At 46.3% G+C, this 10,000-nt stretch carries 9 protein-coding genes; 3 read left to right on the top strand and 6 right to left on the bottom strand.

The genetic code is table 11. The features are described from left to right. Positions 1-188 precede the first annotated feature (188 nt). From LDL40_RS08265 to LDL40_RS08245, 5 genes are read right to left on the bottom strand one after another with little or no spacing between them, the layout of a single operon-like run. Entirely contained in the window at positions 189-1,943 is a 1,755-nt protein-coding gene (locus tag LDL40_RS08265; RefSeq protein WP_300994792.1) for a hypothetical protein, read from the bottom strand. Position 1,944: 1 nt separating this feature from the next. After that, a complete protein-coding gene (locus LDL40_RS08260) occupies positions 1,945-2,331 on the bottom strand; it encodes a DUF3192 domain-containing protein (protein ID WP_300994791.1) in 387 nt (128 codons plus the stop codon). Continuing rightward, positions 2,328-3,140 (bottom strand): flap endonuclease Xni, encoded by an 813-nt coding sequence (gene xni / locus LDL40_RS08255; RefSeq protein WP_300994790.1) that lies wholly within the window; start codon positions 3,138-3,140, stop codon positions 2,328-2,330. Before xni ends, LDL40_RS08260 begins: the two co-directional genes overlap by 4 nt. A gap of 1 nt (position 3,141) precedes the next feature. Then, the gene (gene ppnN, locus LDL40_RS08250; protein ID WP_300994788.1) at positions 3,142-4,497 is read right to left on the bottom strand and encodes a nucleotide 5'-monophosphate nucleosidase PpnN; all 1,356 of its coding nucleotides are present in this window, start codon (positions 4,495-4,497) and stop codon (positions 3,142-3,144) included. A 55-nt stretch (positions 4,498-4,552) separates the two neighbouring features. Beyond that, the gene (locus LDL40_RS08245) at positions 4,553-6,106 is read right to left on the bottom strand and encodes a GGDEF domain-containing protein (RefSeq protein WP_300994787.1); all 1,554 of its coding nucleotides are present in this window, start codon (positions 6,104-6,106) and stop codon (positions 4,553-4,555) included. A gap of 462 nt (positions 6,107-6,568) precedes the next feature. Here LDL40_RS08245 and LDL40_RS08240 point away from each other — a divergent pair, with 462 nt between their 5' ends. Beyond that, positions 6,569-8,299 (top strand): M61 family metallopeptidase, encoded by a 1,731-nt coding sequence (locus LDL40_RS08240; RefSeq protein WP_300994786.1) that lies wholly within the window; start codon positions 6,569-6,571, stop codon positions 8,297-8,299. Positions 8,300-8,424: 125 nt separating this feature from the next. Here LDL40_RS08240 and LDL40_RS08235 read toward each other — a convergent pair whose 3' ends face one another. After that, on the bottom strand, positions 8,425-9,351 hold the full coding sequence (locus tag LDL40_RS08235; RefSeq protein ID WP_300994785.1) for a LysR family transcriptional regulator: 927 nt from the start codon (positions 9,349-9,351) through the stop codon (positions 8,425-8,427). A gap of 98 nt (positions 9,352-9,449) precedes the next feature. Here LDL40_RS08235 and LDL40_RS08230 point away from each other — a divergent pair, with 98 nt between their 5' ends. Both LDL40_RS08230 and LDL40_RS08225 read left to right on the top strand, forming a co-directional pair. After that, positions 9,450-9,776 (top strand): nuclear transport factor 2 family protein, encoded by a 327-nt coding sequence (locus LDL40_RS08230; RefSeq protein ID WP_300994784.1) that lies wholly within the window; start codon positions 9,450-9,452, stop codon positions 9,774-9,776. Then, a partial coding sequence (locus tag LDL40_RS08225) for an SDR family NAD(P)-dependent oxidoreductase (protein WP_300994783.1) occupies positions 9,773-10,000 on the top strand: 228 nt, incomplete at its 3' end. The genes LDL40_RS08230 and LDL40_RS08225, both read left to right, overlap by 4 nt.

Genomic DNA, 10,000 nt, shown 5'->3' with positions numbered 1-10,000 from the left:
CTATGCTTGGACCTATGCCATCACCTTTGATGACCGTAATAGTTTGTGAACTCATAACGTTCCTTAAATCTTGCATGGACTGGTTGTAATAAACACAAAGCTGAATTTGATCTTCTTATAAAAGCTGAGGCAGCAGAGTGTGCTGAAAAACGGCGAAAATATACCAGTTTTGGTGTTTATTTTCCAGTTTATGCCGACATCTGCGATAAATCTGTCACTTCCTGCGGCATAACTTTTGAAAATGGAGAAATAAAACTACAACTTGCAATAAGTTGAGTGGCAGGTTGAGTCTGTTCAACCAGCATAAGTAACCAATCTGACGCAGAACAAAGTTGTGCAGAGAGCTGTGGTTCTACGAACCTGTAGCTATGTGCCAATCTGGTACTGTCATCGCTATCGGAGAACACCGAAGTCGCCAAATCAAAGGCAAAGGCCAGCACAAAGGCCATAGGATGAGACTGACTGGAGACGGGTAAGGTTCTGTAATGCAGGCTGGCGTCCTGCCAGCTTTGATTAAACTGTAGATGTTTTAAAGCCTTTAACGTCAGCTGTTGGTAATGCTCACTTTGCCACAGCTGCTGCTTTAGCCATTGGCTGACAAGGCAGACAGCTTGGTTTGGGTGTGATAAAGCCAAAAACCTCAGCTCAGATTGTTGCCATAAAGGCCAGCACAAACACCAGGCCAAAAGCTCGGCCTGCTGTAAAGTTAAAACATAGAACTTGATAGGTTGAGTCAGCAGATACAGAGCCCTTGCCAAAACCCGCCGGAATTCAAGCAGCCAGAGATGGTGAGGTTGATGTTGTTGTTGGCAATGTTGTTCCAGCCAGGCCTGTTTTAACAGCGGTAGTAATTGATCCTGACCAAGCATAGCTATTGCATGTTGGGTGGAATGAATTTTTTGCTGTTGCCTGCTTTGCGCTGAGGCTTTTTGCTGCAACTGTTGCATCAGCCAGGGATGTTGTTCAATCAGTTGTGTTTGTTGGCTCACTTTTGCGGCATGACTCAGTTGTTGTAGCCAGCTTAACGGCGGCAAATTTATCACTTCTGGCCAAGCTGCCAGCAACTCATTGTCTTGTTGCCAGCCATTAAGCCACTCATCCTGACTGTATTGTCTGGGGTTAAGCAACTGCCAATCTCTGGCTTCACATATCAGAGCGGGCAACAACTCTTTTGTTGATTTGTCGTAAGGCTGCAGCAAGAGTTGCATTTGTTCTGTAGTTTGAATTTCACTGATAAGCAATGCCAGGTTAGCATCAGAGTCTCTGACAAAACGCCCTGTGGAGTAACTAGTGCTATTCAAACAGGATAATGCCTGCCAAAACTGCAGTTCTGTGGTTGAAGCCTGTGGCAGTAGCTGGGCCGCTATTTTCTCCAGTGCTATTAATTTGCCCGCGCCAGGCAACATCAACCTTGCCACTTGCCAGCAAAAACTGAGCAATTGGCTAAAATAGGGGCTTTGCCAGCTAGTTAAGCCCCGGTTTTTGCCATAGCACTGGCGTAACAGGTTTAAAGTTCCGGTTTTTTCCGCCAGCTCTTTATACTGCTTTATTGTCACTAAGGCCGGAAATTTCAGTTGTTGCTGCTCAGCAGCACTTAATGGCTCGGCTTGGGCGGACTTTTCCAATAATTGACTAACAGACACAGCTTGCAGCAAGCAGGATTTTAATAACTGAAACAATAGGTCTTCAGGCCAACGACCAGCCATAGCTATAGCTGTTAATAAGGCTGCCTGTTTAATGAAAATTTTGCTGGCAACCAATCCGGTCGCGGGTGTAAGTGATAGCTGGGATAACAGTAAAAGCGGTGATTTAGTGGCAAGTTGGGCTGTCTGCATGCTGATTTTCTGCAACAACTCCAGTTGCTGGGCTGTACTGAGCTGCGGCTCTGCATAAAAAACATTGCAGTCCTGATAAAGCGCTGTTAACGATCCGGGAGTTGCCATCTTAATCCAGTTGGTTGTATTGCTCAACTGCGGTTTCACCAATAGCTATCAGTTGCTGATTTTTAAATAAAATCGCAGTGCACTCATCGCGGGTGGTGATGCCGTCCGTTTTAGTTCTGTGAGTGCGGTAATACAATACCTGATAAATTTGCTGCTGCAGGTTTTTTGCTTCGGTAATATCAGGACCGCCCAAATAGTCTATAACCTGATCCCGACTGATGGCTTTGGTCAAATCCAGTTTGTAGATATATTTAGTGTTAAAGGCTTCTCGGTCCTGCCAGTTCATCTGATCAGGATCATCTTTGTAAAACAACAAGGTGATGCTGGTTAACCCGGCATACAGCAGTAGTCCTGCCACTAACAAGGCTATGGTTTTTAGTTTCATCATCTGCCTGCGCATGCTGTAAAACGTACTTGCTGTAAGTTCAGTCCCAACTGCAAATCAGTTTTAAGACTTAAGATCTGCATAAATAGCTGCAGTTCAGCACGAGACGCCACAATCTTCTCTTTTAGTTTGGCCGGACAATCCGGATGAGCCAGAGCCGTTTTAATATCTGGCCCCAGTTTTAACAGTTCTGTTGCCGTTTTAGGCCCAATGCCTGTCAGACCACTAATATTATTCGTTTTATCGCCAACCAGGCTCCAATATCGGACTAACTGCTCTGGTAACACGCCAAACTTCTGCATCACTGTCTCTTGGCTGTGTTGCTGGCGGTTAAAGTGATCATAGACTGCTACTCCTTGAGCCAATAAGGGCAAGTAACCTTTGTCAGTTGAGACTATAGTCACTTGCTGCTGGTGTTGGCGCATCGTCATGGCCAGGCTGGCTATGACATCATCCGCTTCTTGATCCGGCATCTGAAAGCTCTGAATTCCAGTATCAGCCAGTTTTTGTTTTAATACAGGCAAAGCGATTTGCAAATGTTCAGGCATGGGCAGTCTGTCTGCTTTATAGCCAGGGTAAAGTTGTGTACGCCAGTTCAGGTGAGTAACTTCAAATACCGCCAGGACGTGGCTGGGTTGAAATTGTCTGGTTAGCTTTATAACAATTTGCTGCAACTGTTCAGCCGTGTTGTGTAGCAATTGTTGGCCTGTGGCTTCGCTGTATGGGGCAGGGGAGTTATGGAAAGGTCTTTCCTGTGCAGCGTATAAACGACGGACTAAATTTAGTCCGTCGATTAATAATAAATGCGCCATGTCAGTTCAGGATTTGATAACAAGGCTCATACTTTGAACCAGGCAGTTTCATCCGGCCTTGTTCGACAAAAGCCTGCAGTAACTTATCCATCAGGCTCATTAACGCCGGTTCGCCTGACAGCTTGAAGGGGCCATGTTGTTTGATGGCTCTCAAGCCTTCATCTTTGACGTTGCCTGCTACTATGCCAGAAAACGCCCGGCGCAAATGAGCGGCTAATTTGGCTTTGTCCTGTTCAAGGTGTAGATCCAAAGACGCCATATTTTGGTGAGTTGGCGCAAAAGGATGCTGGAAGTCAGGGTCAATATGCAAAGTCCAGTTAAAGTGGTAGGCGTCACCACAACTTTTACGATATTGCCTTACTTCAGCACAGCCTTGTTTCAGGCGCTTAGCGACCAAAGCCGGATCGTCTATGATGATTTCAATCAGGCTCAGGGCCTCTTTACCTAAGGTTTGTTCTATGAAACTGGCTAATTCAGCAAAGTAGGCCGCGCTTTGTTGTGGCCCTGTCAGTATCACAGGCAGTTTCTGATCTTTGTTTTTCTCATGCAGCATAATGCCTAACAAATACAGCAACTCTTCAGCTGTGCCTGCGCCACCCGGGAAAATAATAATGCCATGAGCAACCCGGATAAAAGCTTCCAGCCGTTTTTCTATATCAGGCAAAATCACCAATTCGTTAACTATAGGGTTTGGTGGCTCAGCTGCAATAATGCTGGGTTCTGTTAAACCTAAATAACGGCCTTTGGTATTACGCTGCTTGGCGTGACCAATGGTTGCGCCTTTCATTGGGCCTTTCATGGCGCCAGGGCCACAACCTGTGCAGATATCCAGGCCACGTAAACCTAACTGATAGCCCACTTCTTTCGTGTATTTGTATTCGGCCTCGTTAATAGAGTGGCCACCCCAGCAGACAATCATATTGGGTTCTACTGCGGAATCTATGACACGGGCATTACGCAAAATGTCATACACCGTATGGGTAATATGGTCGCTGTTTTGCAGGTCAAGTCGGTTGGCGTGAGTCAGTTGGGTGTGGAAAAACAGAATGTCGCGCAGTACAGCAAATAAATGTTCATGAATACCACGGATAATCTGACCATCGACAAAAGCGCTTTGAGGTGGATTAAATAACTCAATTTTGATGCCGCGCTCACGGGCCAATAAGTTGACTTCAAAGTCTTTGTATTGGTCGTAAATTTCACTTGAGCTGTCTGTGTGGCTGCCCACGTTCAGCACTGCAAGGCAACAATTGCGGAATAAGTTAAAGGCGTCAGAGCTGGTGTTGTTTTTCAGACGGTCAACTTCAAGTTGAGATAAAAGCGCCATAGCGCCTAAAGGATTCAGTTGTACATGCATAGATTACTTCCTTATGACCCGGCTTGTGCCGCTACTTAACCCAAGTTCAGGTTGTTCAGCTTTTCAGTACGACTAAATCTCTGCCTGCACGTTTGGCTTCGTATAAAGCCTCATCCGCTCGGTCAAATGCCGCTCTGTTGTTATCGGAGCTTTTGAGTTCTGTCGCACCAAATGAAATGGAAATGGGAACATTTTGGTCTTTGAATTTAAACGGAATTTTTTTGATCCTGTCCTTCAGATTATTCAGAGGTACTTTAAGTTCAGATAAATGTGTTTCCGGGAACAAAATAATAAACTCTTCACCACCGTAGCGGGCGATAAAATCCGTCTCACGTAAGCTTTGTTTTAACGCCTGAGCTATCACTTTCAGCGTTTTGTCACCAGCACTGTGGCCATAGTTATCATTAATCTGTTTAAAATGGTCGACGTCAGCCAAAGCTATAGCCAAAGGTTTACCGTAACGCTGAGCGCGGCGTATCTCCAGTTCAAAACGTTCATCAAAAGCAGCTCTGTTAGGCAATTCTGTTAAGGCATCCTGCAGGCTTCTGAATTTCTGTTCGGCCAGACGTTTTTTAAATTGTGTTGCTTCCTGTTCCAACTCTGATAAACGGGATTCCATTTGGCGTAAGGTACTGAGCATCATCTCGCGCTCATCCCTTTCGAGCTGTTCTTTTTCACGCAATGAGGTGGTAATAGCGCCAAGTTTAGTACTGACCAGAGACTGTAACTGCTCCAGCGAGGTAGCAGACTTAGTGTCCGCCGTTAAATTGGTAATTTGTAGTTCTATCTGCTGGTTCAACAGCAGCATTTTCTCTTTGATGCTATTGGAATTATTCAGCGAGGAAACTACAGCTTGCTGCACACCGGTCAGGGCTTCATTTAACTTCAGCAGGAAGTGTTGAGCCGACTGACGTTCATCAGTGACTGACGCAATAATAATTTCAATAGTGCGTAAGCAGGATTCAAGCAAAGATTCGATGCTGACATCAGACAATAAAGTCAGGCGGATTTTTTCTATATCCTGACCGTATTTACCCTCAAAAGCCAGTTCACTCAATAGGTTAGTCAGTTCTATAGATATTTGACGGCAAATAGACTGGTACTTATTGTCATCCGAACTGTTGCTTTGTTCACTTTGTTGTTTAGTGGCCAGAGCCGACTGATACAACTCAGTCAAATGAGTTAAATGTGGTAAAAAGGCCTGCACTGTTGCAGAGGGCTCTTCTACTTTACTTAACAACTCCCTCAAGTCACGTCTTAACTGATCGGGCAAGCCACGTTGTTTTTGCAGTAGTTTTCCGGCATCTGTTAAGGTACTTTGTGCTTTCTTTAGGTCTGAAAGCTGGCGGGATTCAAGACTTTTCAGTGCTTCAACTGCACTTTCGACCAAAGGCAGAATTTTCTCTAAATCTGTACCTTTGGCAAATTCCTGACGTAGACGCGCCAACTTATTGTCGAGATCTATATCAATACCTTTGCAGGCGAGGGAAAGTCTGGAGACAAATTGGGACAGGATTTTAAACTGACTTTCATAAGTATCTTCCAGCTGCTTACGCGCTTTGACTGCATTTGCCAGCTGTTGTTTTACATCACTTTGCTGCTCGGCCACCAGAATAATTCCCCACGTACAGAATCCGCGCTGTTTGAGCTAAGTATATCTGCAATAATGATAAAAGCGACAGCAGAATCTGGCACAAAATGAAAAAAGCGGACTAAAAGTCCGCTTCAGATCAGCAATTATGTAGGGTATGTTTTTGTGGTTACTTTTTAGTTAAATAGTAAGGTAACCAGCTTTGTTCTTCAGCAGAGGTTAGATAGTTCATCTTGATCACTTTTAATCTGAAGTTAATAGGGTCGTCCCTGTCAGGACGCTAAGCATTAGAACAGAATTTGAACTAAAAGTAAAAGTTAAATTGTAATAGTACATGATGGGTTACATAAATCTGGTCGCTTTAATCAGGTTGTTTATAGGATTTAGTTCGCTATTTGTTTGAATTTATGGTTTTTTTTCAATTTTGGATGTGGAGGTTAAAGCGTGAGATTTCTGAAAGTTTTTTATGGACTGATCATAATGGTCAGTTCTTCCTACAGTTGGGCTCAAGTGAACTATCAGATTAGTATCACTGAACCACAGCATCATCTGGCGCAAGTACGGGTTGAACTGCAGGCGACAGAGGCAAAACCCCTGACCTTAATGCTGCCAGCATGGCGCAGTGGTAAGTATCAGATCCTGGATTTAGCCAAAGGTGTGACTGGCTTCAGCGCTGTGGATGCTCAGGGGAAAGCTATAAACTGGCAGAAAACTGAAAAAAGCAGCTGGACTTTAGAGCCAACAGCCATCGGTAAAGTCGTAGTGCAATACAGTGTTTATGCCAACGAGTTGGGCGAACGTACCCGTCATATTGATGAAACTCATGCTTATATCAATTCCAGCGCTTTTTTAATGTTCAGCCACGAACAAAAATCTGAAGCTGTGTCAGTGCAGTTGAATGTGCCGGCTGGCTGGCGTTCATTCTCTGGAATGGCTAAAGGCGGTAACGAGCATCAATTTGTTGCTGCGAATTATGATGTGTTAGCTGATTCTCCAATTGAAACAGGCATCAACCAGCATTTAACCTTTGCTGCTGATGGTCGTGATTATGACTTAGTGATTTGGGGCCAAGGTAACTACAACGCTACCCAAATGCAAAAAGACTTAGAGAAACTGGTACAACAAACAGATTCAATCTGGCAGGGCTATCCTTACCAGCGTTATGTGTTTATTGTGCATGCCACTGATGGCGCCCGCGGCGCGACTGAGCATTTAAATTCGACAGTGATCCAAAGAGACAGATTCACCTTTGGCAAAAGAGACGATTATCTGGCGTTTTTAAGCACAGCCTCTCATGAGCTGGTGCACACCTGGAACGTCAAAGCCTACAGGCCTGCCGAATTAGTGCCTTATGACTACCTGAACCCTAACTATAGCAAGTTGTTGTGGATTTCTGAGGGCTCCACCAGTTATTTCCAGAACCAGCTGCTGCTGCGCGCAGGTTTAATGACTAAAGAAGAGTTTTACAAAGATTTGGCAAAACGGCTGGACAAGTTTATGCACACGCCAGGGCGTTTGGTACAGTCTGTGTCTGAAAGTAGTTTTGATAGCTGGATTAGCTTAGGTGGCGATCATGGCACCAACTTTGGTGTGAATATCTACTCAGAGGGTTATATCGCCAGTTGGCTGATGGATGAGCTGATTTTAAAACAGTCAGGTCACAAAGCCAGCTACCGAGAACTGCATAATCAGCTTTATCAGCGTTTTGGTAAAACCACAGCTTTTACTGCAAAAGACGTGATAGCTATCGCTTCAGAGCTGACAGGTGAAGATCAAAATTCGTGGTGGCAACAGCAAGTAGAACGTCCTTTGAACTTTGATATCGAAAAGCTATTGGCCAGTTTTGGTCTGCAGTGGCAACAAGACAAGGAGCGAGAAACCTTCTCTGGTATCTCGGCAGAGAGCAAAAATGGTTTTGCCTTGGTACAACGAGTTGAGCGTGACAGCCCTGCCTGGAAAGCGGGTTTTACCTCAGAGGATTTGATCGTGGCAGTCAATGGTTTACAACTCAAAGCCGATTTGGCTGAACGCCTAAAAGATTTCAAAGCAGGCGACAAAGTACAAATCAGTTACTTCCGCCAGGGCCGTTTACAGCATCAGCCACTGGTATTGGCCGACCAGCCTAAAGGCGCAGGTAAAGTAGTGCCGGTAGCTAAACCAAGCCGTCAGCAAAAGGCTATGCATCAGGCATGGTTGGGGGTAGATCTTTAATGAAATGTTGGGGCGGGTTTTGTATCCGCCCCTTTGGTATTATCAAAATCAAGAATGTACTGGAAGCACATTCCAAAAACCTGGAGCTGGTGCAGAGGCGGGCACAAAGTGAGTACTAATCCGCTTCAAATAGCCAGAGTCTGCAGTTGGTCGAAGGGTTTTCTATCCAATAGGCAGTCGATAAAAGCACCGAGCAAGGCCGGCCTATGCTGTCGGCTAGGATAGTACAGATACAAGCCCGGGCGTGAAATCGACCAGTCCGGGAGGACTTGAATCAGCCGTCCCAGTGCCAACAGTTCACTCACACCGTCTCGTTCAAAGTGATAGGCAATGCCGAGCCCGCTTAGCGCAGCAGCAATGCCGATGTCGGCATTATTGGTTACAACCGGGCCTTCCACTGCAACTTCCAGTCGTTGTCCTTGATTATTAAACTCCCAGCGGTGGTTTCTGCCGTCCATTTGTAGCCGCCAGTTTATGCACTGATGCTGATGTAATTCGGCAGGTGACTTCGGTGTACCAAAACGTCTGAGGTAGTCTGGGGATGCTACCGCAACCATGTTCAGATCTGGCGTCAGGCGGACGGCAACCATGTCTTTCTCCAGCTTTCCACCAACGCGAATGCCCGCATCAAAGCGGCCAGCGACAATATCAGTCAGCGAGTCGTCGACAACTATGTCGAGAATCACGTCTGGGTGTACTTGATGGAAACGTGCAAGTCTGGGCGCAATGATAGTTCTCGCTGCAATCCCCAGCGTGTTGATACGAAGTGTGCCGCTGACCTGACCTGTTGCTTCACTGACATCGGCAACAGCATTTGAGATCTCCCGAAACAATGGAGCTATACGCATGTAAAGCTGTTCGCCACTGGCTGATGGCGCAACACTACGGGTTGTACGATTCAGCAGGCGCGCGCCTATGCGGCCTTCCAACTGCCGGATAGTCTGACTAAGAGCTGAAGGTGATAGGCCCAAATGTTCTGCTGCCCGGGCAAAGCTCTGACGCTCTACGACAGCCACGAAGGCCTTTAGCTCAGCGAAATCGGATCCACGCATTATATATTATTTCCTACATAACCCATCCTGATTGTGCGGTATTCACTAAGGTAATGCAAGGGAGCATAGTGTGAACTTTCCTAACCAAGGAGTTCATCATGTCTACTTTAGCTTTGCCCGAACCAATAGCCGCGTATTTCGCTGCAGAACATAACCCTGAGGCCTTGGCGCATTGTTTCACGGCGCAAGCCGTGATGAAGGATGTTGGTCACACCTACACCGGGATCAACGCCATCAAGACCTTTATGGCCGAGGCATCGGCTAAGTACAGCGCGACGAGCGTACCGTTCGCTATTGAGCAGGAGGACGGCTTCCAACTCGTCCGCGCCAAAGTCACTGGCAATTTCCCCGGCAGCCCGATCGTTCTGTCCTACCGCTTTCGTCTGGAAAGCGGCCTGATCGCATCACTGGAGATAACAGTATGAGCTTTGATCTTCATCTGAATGGCCTGCGGGCAGTTGTGACCGGTGGCACGCTGGGCCTGGGCGCCGCTGTCGTGAAAACTCTTGTGGATGCTGGTGCCAGGGTAGCGACATCCGCGCGCACTTTGCCAGCGCAGCCGATAGATGGGGTCAGCTATATAGCTGCCGATCTATCGACGGCTGAAGGTGTGAATCACTTTGCTCAGGCGGTTCTGCAGGATTGGGGG

The organism is Rheinheimera sp., from assembly GCF_020217005.1.
Taxonomy (GTDB): domain Bacteria; phylum Pseudomonadota; class Gammaproteobacteria; order Enterobacterales; family Alteromonadaceae; genus Pararheinheimera.
Note: the sequence above shows the minus strand (reverse complement) of the source record. Positions and strands in the feature narration are given on the sequence as shown.

Bases quoted from the DNA above. Each gene is read 5' to 3' on its own strand.
- ppnN (WP_300994788.1), bottom strand. From the start codon at position 4,497: ATGCATGTACAACTGAATCCTTTAGGCGCTATGGCGCTTTTATCTCAA.
- LDL40_RS08240 (WP_300994786.1), top strand. From the start codon at position 6,569: ATGGTCAGTTCTTCCTACAGTTGGGCTCAAGTGAACTATCAGATTAGT.
- LDL40_RS08230 (WP_300994784.1), top strand. From the start codon at position 9,450: ATGTCTACTTTAGCTTTGCCCGAACCAATAGCCGCGTATTTCGCTGCA.
- LDL40_RS08265 (WP_300994792.1), bottom strand. From the start codon at position 1,943: ATGGCAACTCCCGGATCGTTAACAGCGCTTTATCAGGACTGCAATGTT.
- LDL40_RS08260 (WP_300994791.1), bottom strand. From the start codon at position 2,331: ATGATGAAACTAAAAACCATAGCCTTGTTAGTGGCAGGACTACTGCTG.
- LDL40_RS08235 (WP_300994785.1), bottom strand. From the start codon at position 9,351: ATGCGTGGATCCGATTTCGCTGAGCTAAAGGCCTTCGTGGCTGTCGTA.
- xni (WP_300994790.1), bottom strand. From the start codon at position 3,140: ATGGCGCATTTATTATTAATCGACGGACTAAATTTAGTCCGTCGTTTA.